Below are 15,875 nucleotides of genomic sequence, written 5' to 3' on the forward strand. Positions count from 1 at the left end.
GATCCGGCTTGCAATACTACTGCTCGGCCGTGATCGGATATGTCCAGCCGGCGAACCTAAGACGGTTCGTTGCCTCTCCTGGCACAGTGTCTGTCTATGAGGGCTAAGGTGAAGATTGCCACAAAGGCGAACATCACCATACCGCCGGCAACCACACTCGCCTCGCGCCAGCGCGATGCTTGGACGTAGTCTACGACGTAGGCTGACAAAACCTTGGTGCGCCCAGGGATGTTGCCGCCGATCATCATCACGACTCCGAATGTGCCGATCGTATGAGAAAAGCCAACCACGGCGGCTTTAACAAACTCCAATCGCGCCAGCGGCCCCCTGATGGTAATGAGGGCGCACAACGACGAAACGCGCCCCGTAGTTTCCAACTGGCGACCTCCTATCGCAACAAAGGCGTTACGGATCGGCTGCACCACCAACGGCAGCGCCGAGAGGACCGATCCGATCACGATTCCCGCGAAGGTAAAAGCGAGCGTGCGCTCGCCCCACAAAGAGGCGAGAACGCCACCCGGTCCGTTTGGGCCGAGCAACACGAGTAAGCAAAAGCCGAGAGCCGTCGGCGGTAGCACTAGCGGCAGGGCGATCATCGTCGTCACCGCCTCGCTCAAAAGCGTCTTTGAGCGCGCTAGCCACCAAGCGAGGGGCACACCAATCAAGAGGAGGATCACGGTCGTTACGCTGGCGAGCTCAATCGTGAGCGCAACGGATTGCGCAATCTCTGCCGAAAATACATCCATGTGCGTCAGCCCAAGAGTGAAAGCGGGTCGTATTACCGGCCCGGTGATCGCCTGCACGTCCAGCTCGCCCAGGTATGTGGCGCGGATCCCCTTTTCGTCGCGCCGCACTTCATGGCGGCCGCCACATTCACGCGCGTCGTTTCTACGAGCAAGAGCAGCGTCGCAAGTCTCATCGGCAACTCCTGTGACAGGGCCGCTTCCATCCATCTGACCGCGGCACCTCCTCGTTTGAAATCAGCAATTCCTATGCCGCGGCCGAACTGCGGGACGCGCTATGCGCAAGATGGGGGAAATTCGCACAGACCTCGACGTCGCTGTGGCGTGAACCTAACGCTATGTCAGATTTCTGGCATCTCTGTTGCCGAGTAGACAGCGACGGCCGCGCAACGGAACGGCAGAATTTGACGCCACCAGAAATGCCATGTGGTTTGGCGGTGGCTCAAACGCCGCACTCGCCGGGCCGGTAATGGAAAGGATCGCAGGAAGCCTGCCCTTGGCAGAGCGCGAACGATCTAGCTGAGTAATCATCGTGACGCTGCTTCTGCGACGCGGCAAAAAGGCGCTGACGGGCCGAGAGCGAAGGCCGCCTCTCGATCAACCTGCCTAATACGTATCGTTGGCACAGGCCTAGAGACAAATGCCTCGGACGAGCTTTGCCGCCAGCGACAAGGCCGTGCATCGATTCAAAATTACGCCGCGCAGTCGAGCTCCCAAACCAGGCTTCCATCGCGTGGATGAGTACAATCCAAACTATCAATTTTACCAATGTCCTCTACTGTTGCATCGATCTCAGCAGTTGGCGCATATCGATCACGCTCGGGCTAGCATCCCGAGACGGGACTCCGCTAATGCGCTCAGCCGACCAATTACGCGTCTCGCCGCAACTTTTGTTCCACCTTGCGAACGCGAGCCGAGCACTCAAACCGATGCCGCCCGGAGACAGACGGTTTGTTCGAGACTGCTTAATCGGGCGCACTTTGGGCAACTGGTGCATATCTTGCTTAACGACAAAGGATAACGCAACTAAACGCCTGCCTTTGGAACGACGCCACCGGCTCTCGGAACCGTCTTCAATCGGACACGGCTAAAAATGATGAGTCTCGTATGACGCTGTCGTCTCTCAACGACGCGGCGGCTCACATTCGAGTATATTCGGGAAGGAAGCGTCATGACCACCATGGCAACTGCGGCGCCCGCACGCGCGTCGCAAGCTTGGTATAAGATTCTCTACGTGCAGGTGCTGATCGCGATCTTGATTGGCGCCATGGTCGGTAGCCTATGGCCGTCTGTCGCGACCAACGACTGGGTCAAGGCGCTCGGTGACGGGTTTATCAAGCTTATCAAGATGGTGATCGCGCCGATTATTTTCTGCACCGTCACATCTGGTATTGCGCATATTCAGGATGCGAAGAAAGTCGGGCGCGTTGGCGTCAAGGCGCTGGTCTATTTCGAGATCGTCTCCAGCTTTGCCTTGGTGTTGGGCCTTCTTATGGGCAATCTGGTCCAAATCGGTCATGGCCTTGCGGTCAAGCCGGATGCTGCGGCGGTCGCCAATTACGTCAAGCAGGCGGAAGCCTCGAAGACCGTCGATTTCTTTCTCAACATCGTTCCCGATACCGTCGTCGGCGCCTTCGCCCGCGGCGATGTTCTGCAGGTTCTCCTGTTCGCGATCCTATTCGGCTTTTCGCTGATGGCGTTGGGAAACCGTGGGGAGCGGCTGCGAGGCATGATTGACGACGTCGCGCACGCGGTGTTCGGCGTGATCGCTATCATCATGAAAGCGGCTCCGATTGGCGCCTTCGGGGCCATGGCCTTCACTGTCGGCAAGTTCGGGCCGGCAGCACTCGGCAATTTGATCGGTCTGATCGCGCTGTTTTACGCGACGGCGGCGTTATTTGTCGTGGTGGTACTCGGTTTGATCGCGCGCCTCGTCGGCTTTTCAATCTTCAAGTTCATTGTCTATATCAAGGACGAGATTCTGATCGTGCTCGGCACATCGTCCTCTGAAAGCGCGCTGCCGCAATTAATGGAGAAGCTGGAACGGCTGGGCTGCTCCAAGCCCGTGGTCGGCCTGGTGGTGCCAACTGGCTACTCTTTCAACCTCGACGGCACCAATATCTATATGACACTTGCGACATTGTTCATTGCCCAGGCACTCGGGGTCGATCTCACCTTTGGCCAGCAGCTCACGATCCTGCTCGTGGCGATGCTAACGTCGAAGGGAGCAAGCGGCGTCACCGGCGCGGGCTTCATCACGCTCGCTGCGACGTTGTCGGTGGTCAACCCAGCGCTGGTGCCGGGTATGGCAATCGTATTTTCGATCGACAAGTTCATGAGCGAGGTGCGCGCCCTTACTAACATCACCGGCAATGGCATCGCCGCCGTGTTCGTGTCCTGGTGGGAGGATGAGCTCGAGCACGCGACGCTGCAAGCTCGGCTCAACCAGCCCAACGTCTCCACCACTATCGATACACGATGAGATAGTCCCGGATCCTAACCGCCGCCATTCCAAGACGCGTCGAATGCGAGCGCAGCGACATTTCTCGTAGTTCGAACCGAGACAGCTGACTTGACACGAGCCGGAACTTTCACGCGCGATCTCCAGTGCGCCAGCCCTTGCCCGCCTCGCCCCCGGCAGCCGGGCCCGCCGAGCAAAAGAGTCGGGCTTTTTTAACAGTCATTTTCAAGGGCGTCTTCACCGTCAAGCTTGCGGCCATCTGAACTCTTCTGCGACATTTGCCGTGCAGGATAATAGGACTGTGACAGAAGGTGCCCAGCCTGACGAACTAGGTGTTGCTTTGCCTACAATCGCATGTGCGCGGTCACTGCGCTTGCCTCGTCCGACCAACGAGTGGTAGCGATCTTGCACGCAACACATCATCCCTTGTCGGTCCGCGCTGCCGCATTAGATCAGATGGTGTGTGATCAGCACGGATTAGATGGCACCTCGCAGAACCGTGGCGGCTCGCAGACGGCTAGTGTCGGTTCGGCGTCGCTGCGCGCGCTCGATTCCGGCCAACGACCCGGAGACAAGTCCCCCGCACCACGGCGTGATGCCCCTAGGACATACAAAGCTTCGCGTAACTTCGCCTTCATATCTCGGCACATCACCGTTGCGCTTTCTTTCCGCATGACCGATCGTACCGGCGAGATGAGTGGTCCGGCAGCTTGTCTTTGTCCTTTCCGGTTCGGCGAGGGGCGCCCCGATTGCTCCGGCTCAATGTCTCGACTGAACTGCAGCCGGGGTCCTCGTGCGTCGGGGTAAGGGAGTTATCTTCGGCTGCAGCCTGAAGCGCCTGCCCGGAGGTATCGGCAGCGGAGGAAAGCAGACATCTGAGCATCGATTGCAGGCGTGTCAGAGCGCCATATTGAAAGGTTTAGGACAACTATACGTACGTCTGTGATGCAATTTTTCTCGGCGCGTGCTCAGCTCACCACCAAGCAATCGAGCGGAACCGCTCACCAGCGGGTGCTGGTGCCGAGTATTGCCCTATTTTTGCCTAAAATGTTATAGGTCTCCCGCCGGAGAACAAGCCGGACGGCATCAAAATGCGTAGCCCGATCAGCGGTTTAGAACGTTCAGCCCCTCAGTTTACCATCGGCAGCATAGCGCTGGCCGTGGTAACACTGGCTTGCTTGTACCTTCACGCGCATTTCGCCGCGACGGCGTTCGCCTATTTGTTAGTGGTATTGCTGTTTTCGTTGATGGGCAGCTTCATCGCGTCGTCCGCGCTTTGCATCGTAGCCATCGCTGCCCTCGCTTACTACTTTGCGCCGCCGGCGTTCAGCCTGCGAATCGATGACCCCCAAGATCTGCCGGTGGTTGTTGCATTCTTTATCGCCTCGATTGTGGGAGCGCACCTGATCGGAAAGCTCCGCCAGGAAAGAGAGGCTGCGCGTGTGGTTGCGGCCAAGCTTCAGCGGAGTGCGGCCGATTTGGAGGATCGCGAAAAACGCTGGCGCGCCATCTTCGAGCACAATCCGGCTATGTACTTCATGGTCGATGAAGCCGGCATTGTCCTCAACGTCAATACGCTCGGCGCGACACAACTAGGCTATCCTCGTACCGAACTGATCGGTCGATCCGTGCTGGACGTATTTCTCGAGGAGGATCGCGCGTTCGTTCGCGAATGCGTTCGGACGTGCCTTGAGGATGTCGGACAAACGCGCACGTGGGACGTCCAGAAAGTCAGGAAGGACGGCTCGGTGTTGTGGGTGCGTGAAAACGCCAAAGCCATGCTCTGGGGCGATGAGCAGCCCATTGTCCTTATCGCCTGCGAAGATATCACGGAGCGAAGGCGGACCGAACTTGCCCTGCAGCGGAGCGAAGCACATTTGGCCCAGGCGCAGGAGTTGAGCCACACAGGCAGCTTTAGCTGGAATCCCGCTACGGGCGAAGCCTTCTGGTCAAGGGAAACCTTTCGGATTTTCCAATTAGTTCCAGAGACGGTGCCGCCGGGGCCGCAGCTCGTCGTTGAGCGCACTCATCCAGATGATAGGGCTTCGGTTAAGGAAATTATCGATCGCGCGATGCGAGACCTGAGCGATTTCGAGCACGAATACCGGCTTCTGCTACCGGACGGCTCGGTTAAGCACATTCATGCGCAGGCACGAGCGACCAGGACAGCCTCTGGTGACATCGAGTTTGTTGGGGCGGCTACGGATATTACGGCGGCGAGGCGAGCAGAACAACAGCTGCGCCGCAGCGAGGCCTATCTGGCCGAAGCCCAGCATCTCACTCACACGGGCAGCTGGTCCTGGGACGTCCACGCTGTAGATTTCATTTATCGCTCCGCTGAGGTCGATCGCCTGTTTGGATTTAACCCACAAGAGCCGGTTTCGATAGACACTATTCGATCGCGCATCCATCCGGAAGACTTGCCACTGTTACAGGAGGTGCAACGTCAGGCGATTGAACACAAGGAGGGCCGGTTCGAATATGATTTTCGTATCCTTCTACCAGATGGCGGGATGAGACGCATACACTCCGTTGCGCACGTGGTGGTCGGCAGCGATGGTAACGTCAGCGAGTTGATCGGAACACATATGGATGTGACCGAGCAACACGCAGCTAGGGAACGCCTGGAAAACACACTTGCCGCGCTGCGCGAAAGCGAACAGCGCTTTCGCGACTACGCCGAAACAGCTTCCGACTGGCTCTGGGAGACCGGGCCGGATCATCAGGTCACTCACCTATCCGAGCACACCAGCGCTGCGGGAATTTTGGCGACAGGATTGATGGGCCTGCTTCGCTGGGACATTGCGTGCGACGTCGAAGAGGAACCCGAGAAGTGGCGGCAGCATTGGGCGACGTTGGAGGCCCATCTTCCGTTCCGGGATCTCGTCTACCGCACCGTGAATCGGACTGGTTCTCCGATCTACGTCCGCACGAGTGGCAAGCCTTTTTTCGATGGAAAGGGCAATTTTCTCGGCTACCGTGGCGTCAGCACTGACATCACCGCTACCATTCGCGCCGATCAAGCCGAACAAGAACTACGAAAGGCACAGGCGGAGCTTGCCCATGTGACGCGTGTAACGACGTTAGGAGAGCTGACAACCTCCATCGCCCACGAAATAAACCAGCCACTCGCCGCTATTATCAGCAACGCCGATGCGTGCCTCGGTTGGATGGGGCGGAAAGCTCCTAATCTTCCCGCCGCGCGCTCTTCGGTGGAGTGGATCATCGAAGACGCAATCCGGGCAAGCGAGGTGATCCGTCGTGTTCGCGCGCTCGCGAAGAAAGGCGAGATTGAGATGGTGCCGCTCGATATCAACGAGGTCGTTAAGGACGTCATTGCGCTGGTAACACGAGAGCTGGTGAGCCACCGAGTGACGTTACGAACCGAGTTGACGGCAGGGCTGCCTACGATCCTTGGCGATCGGATTCAGCTACAACAGGTGATTATCAATCTGGTGATGAACGGAATAGAAGCCATGGACGCAGTTACAGACCGGACGCGCGAACTGCTGATTCAATCATCAAAGGACGATGTGGGACAAGTCCAGCTTGCCGTGACCGATTGCGGCGTCGGCATCGCCGAGAACGACGCGGACCGCGTCTTGGATCCCTTCTTCACCACCAAATCGACTGGCCTTGGAATGGGTCTTTCGATCTGCCGGTCGATCGTGGAAGCTCATGGAGGACGACTGTCACTGGTCCACAAAAATGGACCGGGCGCGACGTTCCAGTTTGCCCTGCCGCTGCATAAGGAGGTCTCGTGACAGGACGATTTGACTCGCCAGGTGAACGCAGCAACGCCAAGGCCTCGACAAAGGCGATCGTCTTCGTCGTCGAGGATGACATCTCGATGCGTCGCTCGCTTACGAACCTTTTTCAATCGGTAGGGTTAGACGTCGTTGCATTCGGATCGGCTCGCGAAATGCTGCAGAGCACAATTCCAGACGTTATTAGCTGTCTAGTTCTTGATGTCCGGCTGCCGGGCTTGAGCGGCCTTGACTACCAGACCGAGCTAGCAAGGTTGAACATACATATTCCGATCATTTTCATTACCGGCCATGGCGACATTCCCATGACTGTCAGGGCCATGAAGGAAGGAGCGGTCGACTTTCTCAGCAAACCGTTTCGCGATCAGGAACTGCTTGATGCCGTGATTGCGGCGACCGAACGCGATCGCAAAAGACGGGAGGCTCAGCAGATCGTCGCGAACCTGCAGTCTCTATTTGAGACCTTAAGCCCACGCGAGCAGGGGGTGATGAAACTGGTCGCTGCCGGCCTGATGAACAAGCAGGTAGCCGCCGAGCTTGGGCTCGCCGAGATTACGGTCAAGATCTACCGAGGACACGTAATGAAGAAGATGCGTGCGCGGTCGCTGGCCGACTTGATCAGAATGACTGAGACGCTGGGAATTCGCGCCAATCGTCCCGAACAAACCCAAGTATGATTTTACAATTTCATCAGTCGAGCCCACTTTGCGCCGAAGGTCGCTAATGCTTGGCGCCGCTATTCCCCCTTCAGGAGGGCTCGTCGTGTTCACGCCTTTGATTTCCGTCGTTGACGACGACGCCTCAGTCCGTGCGGCGGCAGAAAATCTTTTGAAATCGCGTGGCTACATCGCCCAAATATTTGCGTCGGCCGAGGAACTCCTGAGGTCCCCGCAATTGGACGAGACATCCTGTGTCATTACCGATGTGCAGATGTCGGCTATGAACGGCCTGGAGCTGTTGGCGGAGATGCGGACACGTGGTTACGACGCACCATTCATTTTCATTACGGCTTTCCCCAACGACCGCGTGCGCGCGTCAGCGCTGGGCGCCGGAGCGATTGGCTTCCTCGCCAAACCCTTTGCCGGACAAGCGTTGATCGAGTGCCTCGACACCGCACTGAACGCGTATGACGGCCGAGGCGGCATCTGATGCAATCAACCTGCGGCTTGAATTGATGTCCGAACTAAACGCTCCACGCGTCGATCTCGCCACCGATCAACCTACTTCGAGGGCTGGAAGGGCACACTAGCTTGTCTCATTCTGTAGGTCGACGGTCAACGTAATGCTCACCCAAAGCAATCGACGACCCTAAGCACTTCTTAACTCGTCCGGATCGAGGCTATATACTCCGTTGCAGTCGGGGAAGGCGCGAGAGCGCTCGACAAAGCAAGAGATTGGCTGTTCGGAGCCCGACGGCAGTGACGATGATAACGGACCTTCGCCCAGGACAACCGCCTCGCGTGTTGTATTGAGGCTTTTCTGGCAAAAGAGCACTGCACGATGCTCGTGCTCACGGCGCCGTTATATCCGTTGACGCGTGCCGGCCGTCTTGTCCATCGGGCGCCGCCTCGCTGTATATTTCTTTGCCCACCGACTCACGGCAGGCGCCCACGCCGTTACTACTTCGTAGACCGTTATCTGTAGAAGACTTCTGCCTCCAAGCCGTCCAACGTGCTCGGCGCACACACGCCCGGCCCCTCGGCGGCGGGGCGCACTTTGGCGGCACCCCATGCAGGTCCTCGCCGCAGCGAGCATTGCCGCAATTGCCTTGCGCAGTGCGCTCCTACTTCCAACGCTCACACAACTCAGCAAGCGCTAGGCCAAGTAGACTCTTGGGCAGTCTTCTGAGCCAACTCGGAGGAACTCTCAGCCGAAAAGGCGATAAACGCAGAGGAGCCCGGAGCAGGCCAGATTAGTCTAGTCTACTCGATCGGGACCCAATCAGCGGTGATCTCATGGTCACATAAAATCATCCTGATAATCGTATGTTGAGGTGCTCGCTGGGATCTCCGTACCACTACCTTCACTGTCGTCAGCTTTGGAAAGATACCGCGCAGCAGTGCCTTTTCGCTGCCATTCGCCGTCGCTATTTCTTACCCACTTGTCTGACTTCTCTGGGTCGAGAACCATGTTGTCGGCGTCAACCTCGACGAAGCCCATCTTTGCCGCACGGGCTCTTGCTTCCGGATTAGCCGGCCGCGAATTGAGCAGCGGCTGTTCGCCGTCTAGTCGAAGCTGGTGCTCGAGCAGGATATCGCCAGCGTTCTCGACAAGTGGATGAACGACTTGAAGATCCACAGTAGAGGTAGTCCCGTGGCGTCCAGGAAACAGCTTCTTCCACCTTTTGACGTCGAACTCGGTCATGCTGTCGCCGCCTTCCATTCTTAGAAGTCCGACGCTCTTGTTGCCCAATTGGTGGCTGAAGTACCGCGCATTCTCGGAATCTCGGGTCGTCCCGTAGTCTTTGGCAACTTCTGCAGTTCGCTTCGCCTTGGCGGAGACGAAGTCGGAGTACTCAGGCGATGTACTTGATTTCATCGCCATGATAGGCCTTCGCGGCTTCTCGCAATGAGTGACGATCCTCGAACTCTATTATGGGAGGGGTTGAAACGAGCGAATACGGTCTTGTTGCCGAAGATGAACTGCCACTCGAGCCAGATTCGGCTAAGCGCATATTGGCGAACGCATCCGCAACATTGGCTGCGTCCATTTGCTCATCAGTTTCGGCAAGGTGAGCGGATTGGAAGTAGGACGAGCCATTGATCCGATTATACATGGCGATTGGTGCCCCCGCCGGACATACATTTCCGCATCTAGTTTAGGCTTGGTAGGCCCAGCGGCGCTGATAGGGAGCCTGGCTTACCAAAACCTGACGTGGCCGCCCTCACGTTGACTTGTCATAGGGCTTCCTTCTAAACGACACGGGGGCACGCTCGTGCCATCGTACGCATCCGACGGGGCTTCGTCGTATGCGTACGTGCCATCGGCATTCGTCAGGTTTGATGAGAGGCCACGAACAGCTCCGAGGAAGCTCCTTTATCAGGGAATTTGGTTGATCGCTGATTGACCTACCGACGCCAATCGGATCGTACTCTTTTCGGAGTTCCGCCGCGCCGCCTTATATCCAGGTTTTCTTTTCAACGTTCGAGTTGAGCTCGCGGACCGCCTTCCATAGACTGGCCGATTTCCAGACTTTGAGCATTCGCCTGCCCCAGAGACGTAGTCTAACGTCGATTCCTGGAAGCGCGACCGCGCGTTCGGCTTCAACGCTCATTTATCCAAATCCGCATTTCGCCTTCGCCGCGGTTAGCCCAGCTGAACCACGGAATGAATGTCAGCCGCTGCGGTTCTAGCTGTCCAGGCACTTTGTCGTACTGATAAAGCGCCGCATCTCCAGAATGCGTGTGTTGCAACCGCGCCCGCCGGCCTGAAGCAAGATCTTGCCACTAAAGAGACCAGTTCCTTCGACAAGGGAAAACCGAGTGTCTGCATTAAGCCAAACGTTGTGTAACTCGGTCCCGTTGTCGGCCTCCTCCAGACAATAAATTAAAGGGCCACGCTGGATGGCCACCTTGCCGGCCAAATTGCGAAGTTGTGGATGGCCGTATACGCGACGCACTTGCATTGGCAGCGATAGTTTGACGCGATCTCCCTGCCGCCATGTTCGGCGAATGTGCAAATAGCCCTTGCGCGGCTCGCAATTCACAGACTCGCCGTTCACGCTCGCCTGCGGCGCGCTGCACCATTCCGGCAGGCGCAGGGCGAGCGTGTGGGCAATTTGCGGCGCGGATTCGACTGCGATTTCCACCTCGTCTCTCCAGGGATAGCTGCCGCTTATGAGCAACCGCAGCGCATGTCCGTCCACGGATACTGCCACCCTATTACCAACGTAGAGATTTACATAGAGCGCGTCGGTGCTTGGCGTGTAGATGTAATGACCAATCGATGTGAAAAGGCGTGCGATGTTCGGTGGGCAGCACGCGCAACCAAACCAGCGTCGTCGCGCCGGCGAGACGTGATTGTAGACGCCATTAGACCTCAGCGTTTTGGGATGCACTTCGAGCGGGTTAACATAGAAATAGTGACGCCCGTCAAACGCGACACTGCCGAGAACGGTATTGTAGAGCGCGCGCTCCATCACGTCGGCATAGCTACCGTCCAGTTCCATCTCCAGCATACGGCGCGCGAACATCATCAGGCCAATCGACGCACAACTTTCCGCGTACGCCGTATCATTTGGCAAATCGTAATCGCTGCTGAACGCTTCTTCCGCGCCTTGCGAGCCGATGGCTCCGGTAATATAGATCTGGCGTTGAACCATGTTTTGCCATAGCCGTAGGCAAGTTTGGCGCTGCTGCTCGTTCTGGCGCAGACGCGCGAGATGAGCTACTGCCGTCATGAGGTATACAAAACGAACCGCATGACCGGTCGCAGTCCGCTGCTCCGAAAGCGGCAAGTGCGCTTGGCTATATGCTTTGTTTTTTATCATCCAAGGCGTGCCGTCGGATTTGTGGACGCAGGATTGCTGGCGCTTCTCATACTCAATGTCGTAAAAGTGTGGCTCCCTGCCGCGCTGCTCCACGAAATAATTGGCTAGCGTGAGATATCGCTGTTCCTTTGTCGCTTCGTAGAGTCGTGCCAACGCAAGTTCGATTTCCGGATGGCCATCATAGCCGTGCAACTGATCGCGCTCTGGGCCGAAAACTGTGCAGAGATGGTCAGCAAGCCTGCAAACGACCTCCAGCAATCGCCGTTTGCCAGTCCCCTTAAAGAATGCGACACCCGCTTCAATCAAGTGGCCAGCACAATAAAGCTCGTGGCACTCCGTTAGGTTGGTCCAGCGCTCCTGAGGCGCGTTCAGTATGAAATAAGTATTGAGATAACCGTCGCCGCATTGGGCGGCCGCAATCAATTCAATCAGCTCATCGACGGCTTTCTCCAGTTCTGGATTTGGTGCCTGGCATAGCGACCATGCAGCCGCCTCAAGCCATTTTGCGACGTCACTGTCCTGAAAAACCGTGCCATGGAACTCGCCCCTCGCACGTCCGGCAGCAAGGCGGAAGTTCTCTACCGCGTGACTCGGTATCACCTCGGGATCGCGATCGTTTAGCACCTCCCATTGGTAGGGAATTGCCACTTCCCTGACCAGCTGCTGGCATTGCCCAATCAGTGGATCCGAGACCTGTAGGTTCTGAAGATCGACTTCGGCCACACTCGGATCATTCATCGCGTTCCTCCTTGGAGTGTGGCGAACGGAGAATAGCCCGGCAAGCCACCTCACCACGATTGCGTTATTGAGCTTGTCGTCCTGAGATTTGCGGCTGCACACTCGTACTCTCGGTGCGAAGCTTCAAAACGATAGAAATGGAGAGGCTGCCCTAAGGCGCCGCCATCCCAGACATGCGTTGACACCAGTCGGTCGAGGAGCGGGACAGCAAATCCCGTGCCCAGAATAAGAAGCGGTTCTTCTGGTCAACCAGATCTGCGGCTCGCCGTAGGAACTGATGCGATCGCTGGCCCACCAACAGGATTTGCCAGTCGTGCTAAATCCCGCGTCGCCGCAAGGCTGGTCGCTCTTGCTATACGAGCGTGTCAGCCGTCGCTGGATTATATAATAACTAGTAGTACTCTCCTGCCGCTACAGCCGGGTGCCGCGTCCTTCCGGTGCGGCGCCCCCTGCACTTGGTTTTAGGCCCTCGACCTTGCGCGGGAATGTCCGGTTTCTAACAATCCATTTGGTGACACGTAGCAGCTGGGAGCGCCGCCGCGACGCGTATGGTCCAACAGGATTGCGTGAGCCGCTGGTACGCGCGATTTAAGCGGCAAACTGCACTGCATCCTAAGAAATGGTCCCCGTGGTGGAAGCGCACGCTCAACGTGCACGACATAGGATGGATGAACGTAAGTTGTCGCGCGTATGCGCTGCCAGTGAATAAGCCGCGACGGGCGGCCCGAAGCTGTTGTGTGCACCGACTTCGGCTTCAGCAGGTGGGAGGATGGATCAGAGAGTATCTTTTGTCCATCGAGCTTCAAGCTGATTTGGCCCTGCAAGGCAGATGGCAGGCCGGATAACCGAGAGCCGACTTGGATCTCCCAATGGTCAGTAATTCCCATCGACCGTTCCTCTCGAACGACAGGAAGGTAACGCTCGCCCCCATTGGCGTTAGTCGGTTGACGATGATGACGCAAGCAGGACTGACTCTGCTCATCGAGCTGGATCGGTCTATGATGGACCTGTTGATACTGGGATCGTTCTCCTTGAACTCGCCCACGCCATTAGTGGCCTCAATGCTTCGAAATAACACTGCCGCCTCATTCCACAGTCACAGATTTTGCTAGATTACGCGGCTGATCCACGTCCGCGCCCCTTACGAGCGCGGTATGGTAAGCCAAGAGCTGAACCGGAATGGCATAGACCATCGGCGTAAAGCTTGCGACCATCTCCGGCAGCACAATGGTCGTGAGTGTGTCCACCGTCACTTCCAAAGCACCCTTCGAATCGGTGATCAGGATGATCTTGCCGCCCCGAGCCGCAACTTCTTGCATATTCGAGACGGTCTTCTCGAAGACCGCGTCATAAGGCGCGATCACCACCACAGGCACGGCCTCATCTATCAGTGCGATCGGTCCGTGCTTGAGCTCGCCGGCGGCATAACCTTCTGAGTGGATATAGGCAATTTCCTTCAGCTTGAGTGCGCCCTCCAGCGCCAACGGGGCCGATGTGCCACGACCGAGATAGAGCACGTCCCTTGCGTCGGCGATATAACGCGCGAGCTTCTCGATCTGCGGCTCAATCAACAGTGTTGCAGCAATCAACCGCGGCACTTCGACAAGCTCACGCACAAGCTTCGATTCATCGATTTCAGACAGTTTATCGCGTTCTTTGCCTGCTGCGACGGCGAGCGCCGCCAACACCATCAGCTGACAGATGAATGCCTTGGTGGAGGCGACGCCGATTTCTGGCCCCGCCAGCGTCGGCAGAACGGATTCGCTCTCCCGCGCAATCGTCGATGTCGGGACATTGACCACAGATATCGTGTGCACGCCCTGGTCCTTGGCGTATCGCAATGCAGCTAGCGTGTCAGCGGTTTCACCCGACTGGGAGATGACGATCGCGAGATCGCCCCGGCGCAAAGGCGCCTCCCTGTAGCGGAACTCGGAGGCTACATCGATCTCGACAGGCAAGCGCGCCAGCCGCTCGAACCAGTATTTGGCGATGTGACCGGCATAGCTGGCAGTGCCGCATGCGGTAATTGAGATGCGCTGAATGGATTTGAAGTCGAAAGGCAATGTGAGCGGCAGGGCGACGCGCTTAGCCGCCATGTCGAGATAATGCGCCAATGTTTTGCCGGCCACTGTCGGCTGTTCGTGGATTTCCTTGGCCATGAAGTGGCGATAATTCGCTTTGTCCACAAGGAGTGACGATACGCCAGACTTTGAAGTTTCCCGCTCGACGACAGATCCGTTTGCGCTATAAATCACGCACGTCGTGCGCGTAAGCACGGCCCAGTCGCCGTCTTCAAGATAGGTGATGGTGTCGGTCAAAGGCGCGAGCGCGAGCGCGTCCGATCCTAGATATACTTCGCCGTTACCATGTCCGATCGCAAGGGGCGACCCCTTACGCGCACCGATCAAAAGATCATCGTGGGCCTTAAAAAGGAATGCCAGGGCGAAGGCACCGCGCAGCCGCGGCAGCGAGGCTTGTACCGCATCCTGCGGCGAGTAACCCTTCTTGAGATAAGATTCGACGAGATGCGCCACCACCTCCGTGTCTGTCTCTGAGCTAAAATGGGCACCATTCCGCTCCAGTTCGGCTCGCAGCTCGCGGAAATTCTCAATGATCCCGTTATGAACGACCGCGACATTTTCCGTCGCATGCGGGTGAGCATTGCTCTCGGTCGGCTTTCCATGAGTCGCCCAGCGGGTATGACCGATGCCGGTATGACCCGACGGCGGATAATACCGCAGCTGCTCCTCAAGGTTTCTCAGCTTACCTTCAGCGCGGCGGCGCTCGATACGGAGACCTTCGAGAGTCGCGAGGCCTGCGGAGTCGTAGCCACGATATTCCAATCTCTTGAGCGACGCGACCAACTGCCCAACGACCGGACCACGCCCCAAAATGCCAACAATTCCACACATATCGATCAATGCAGCCCAAGTTTAAGGATCCGACGTCCCCCTACAGGAACCCGGTCATGAAATTCGCTTGCCGGATGGTAACAGGTGTCAAGTTCGATTTTCGCGCCCCCCTGTATCGCCGCCGCATTCACAAGCGTGAGTTAGATCTCTTTCAGCCATCATCGCTTCGTCCGCCGATCGAGTACAAACGGCGCAGCAGCTCTAGCTTGAATTGTCCTGTCTTACTGGAGACATTTTTCCGGCGCGGGTTTAACAGACTTATCATACTCGAACCGAGGCAACTTACGCTCGGTCAAGGTTAAAGGATTGCCGTCGAAGCTCCATTGTACGAAAGTAAGCTCTCGATATCGAAACGTTCGACCATCTATACCAACGTTTGCTATTCTTTCTCACTTTGCCTTGCGTCGACCGTCCCCTGCCTGCCGCGGTTGGATATAGGCAACGGCGCCGATCATGGTTGATGAGTCGACCTAGAAGACTGCGTGTTCTGTTCGGAAGCTAACAGCGCTTTGTAGACCGCGGCTCTATGAGCAGCCTTGGCTGTGTGCTGACTTGCATGCCGTCATTCCAACAAATGCATTGACGAATGTGACCTCAGCTTGTCGCTCTCCCACGCCATGAGGAGACCACGCGAATGCACACGTGCGCCTGAGGATAGATAAGGAGCACAGAACCGTCGCTCCTCTCTCATTGGAAACATCGCCGAGAGGTAAGCGCGTCCTGGGCGCGCGTAAGGGCGTTTTCCCATTCATCTCGCCTTAGGAT

At 57.1% G+C, this 15,875-nt stretch carries 10 protein-coding genes; 4 read left to right on the forward strand and 6 right to left on the reverse strand.

All coding sequences use genetic code 11. The annotated features are described in order from the left end of the window. Nucleotides 1-56 precede the first annotated feature (56 nt). Complete coding sequence (locus CVM73_RS20060; RefSeq protein ID WP_167406943.1) at nt 57-746, reverse strand: molybdate ABC transporter permease subunit; 690 nt, start codon at nt 744-746, stop codon at nt 57-59. A 1,168-nt stretch (nt 747-1,914) separates the two neighbouring features. On the opposite strand from CVM73_RS20060, the gene dctA reads away from it, so the two are divergent. From dctA to CVM73_RS20080, 4 genes are all read left to right on the forward strand, one after another. Beyond that, nucleotides 1,915-3,225, forward strand: coding sequence for a C4-dicarboxylate transporter DctA (gene dctA, locus CVM73_RS20065; RefSeq protein ID WP_100233597.1), 1,311 nt, complete (start codon nt 1,915-1,917; stop codon nt 3,223-3,225). A 1,070-nt stretch (nt 3,226-4,295) separates the two neighbouring features. Next, nucleotides 4,296-6,968, forward strand: a complete 2,673-nt coding sequence (locus CVM73_RS20070; RefSeq protein ID WP_100233598.1) for a PAS domain S-box protein — start codon at nt 4,296-4,298, stop codon at nt 6,966-6,968. After that, nucleotides 6,965-7,648: a response regulator transcription factor gene (locus CVM73_RS20075; protein ID WP_100233599.1), complete on the forward strand. Its 684-nt coding sequence runs from the start codon at nt 6,965-6,967 to the stop codon at nt 7,646-7,648. The genes CVM73_RS20070 and CVM73_RS20075 overlap by 4 nt, the downstream gene beginning before the upstream one ends. A gap of 46 nt (nt 7,649-7,694) precedes the next feature. Then, complete coding sequence (locus CVM73_RS20080) at nt 7,695-8,120, forward strand: response regulator transcription factor (protein ID WP_100233600.1); 426 nt, start codon at nt 7,695-7,697, stop codon at nt 8,118-8,120. Nucleotides 8,121-8,930: 810 nt separating this feature from the next. Here CVM73_RS20080 and CVM73_RS20085 read toward each other — a convergent pair. The 5 genes from CVM73_RS20085 to glmS form a co-directional block, all read right to left on the reverse strand. After that, nucleotides 8,931-9,515 carry an effector protein NopP gene (locus tag CVM73_RS20085; protein WP_245452378.1) on the reverse strand — a complete coding sequence of 195 codons (585 nt, stop codon included), beginning with the start codon at nt 9,513-9,515 and terminating at the stop codon, nt 8,931-8,933. After that, complete coding sequence (locus CVM73_RS41115; RefSeq protein WP_245452379.1) at nt 9,487-9,747, reverse strand: hypothetical protein; 261 nt, start codon at nt 9,745-9,747, stop codon at nt 9,487-9,489. Before CVM73_RS41115 ends, CVM73_RS20085 begins: the two co-directional genes overlap by 29 nt. A gap of 487 nt (nt 9,748-10,234) precedes the next feature. Next, on the reverse strand, nt 10,235-10,336 hold the full coding sequence (locus CVM73_RS41785) for a hypothetical protein (protein WP_430641314.1): 102 nt from the start codon (nt 10,334-10,336) through the stop codon (nt 10,235-10,237). After that, nucleotides 10,321-12,198 (reverse strand): glycoside hydrolase family 127 protein, encoded by a 1,878-nt coding sequence (locus CVM73_RS20090; protein ID WP_208639228.1) that lies wholly within the window; start codon nt 12,196-12,198, stop codon nt 10,321-10,323. The genes CVM73_RS41785 and CVM73_RS20090 overlap by 16 nt, the downstream gene beginning before the upstream one ends. Before the next feature lie 1,085 nt (nt 12,199-13,283). Then, complete coding sequence (glmS, locus tag CVM73_RS20095; protein WP_100233601.1) at nt 13,284-15,110, reverse strand: glutamine--fructose-6-phosphate transaminase (isomerizing); 1,827 nt, start codon at nt 15,108-15,110, stop codon at nt 13,284-13,286. Nucleotides 15,111-15,875 lie beyond the last annotated feature (765 nt).

Source organism: Bradyrhizobium forestalis (assembly GCF_002795245.1).
Classification (GTDB): domain Bacteria; phylum Pseudomonadota; class Alphaproteobacteria; order Rhizobiales; family Xanthobacteraceae; genus Bradyrhizobium; species Bradyrhizobium forestalis.